Source organism: Halomicronema sp. CCY15110 (genome assembly GCF_016888165.1).
In the GTDB taxonomy this organism is placed as follows: Bacteria; Cyanobacteriota; Cyanobacteriia; order Phormidesmidales; family Phormidesmidaceae; genus Halomicronema.
Map to the genome: position 1 here is coordinate 1 of NZ_JACSWC010000416.1, position 560 is coordinate 560.

Annotated in this window: 1 protein-coding gene; it reads left to right on the forward strand. The window is 57.1% G+C overall.

Going from position 1 to position 560, the window contains the following annotated elements; all coding sequences use genetic code 11:
* The coding region (locus JUK32_RS21745; protein ID WP_204140969.1) for an IS4 family transposase at positions 1-560 on the forward strand (560 nt) is incomplete at both ends.

A 560-nucleotide genomic window follows, 5' to 3' on the forward strand; every position in this document is an offset into this window, starting at 1 on the left:
GACAAACATCAACGTCGATATCCACAGTTGCCGATTGAAGAGAAAGAATCCTACAAATGGTTGCTCTCTGCCGACCGTAGCCAACTGGGTCTGATGGCCGGTGGGGCGGAGTGCGTCACTCATATCGGAGACCGAGAAAGCGATATCTATGAAGCATGGGTGCGGGTCCCCGATGCCCACACGCACCTGCTCGTGCGTGCCTGTCGTGACCGCCGGTTGGAGGATCGCTCTACCCTGCTTTATGAGACCTTGAGCCAGCAACCGTGTGAGGGAACCTATCCTGTCGAGGTGATGGCTGACCCCCGTATCGGGCGCAGTGCGCGGGAAGCTTGGTTAGCCGTGCGCTTTACCTCAGTGAGGATTTGCCGACCGCAGAAAGTCAGTGCCCAGGATTATCCGGCAGCCGTGTCACTCCATGCCATCGAAGCCAAAGAGGTCAATCCACCGGCGGGAGAAGCCCCGATTCATTGGCGGTTATTGACGACTCATCCAGTCAACACCTTGGAGCAAGCCTTACCGGTTATTCAGTGGTATCGTTGGCGCTGGCGCATCGAGCAACT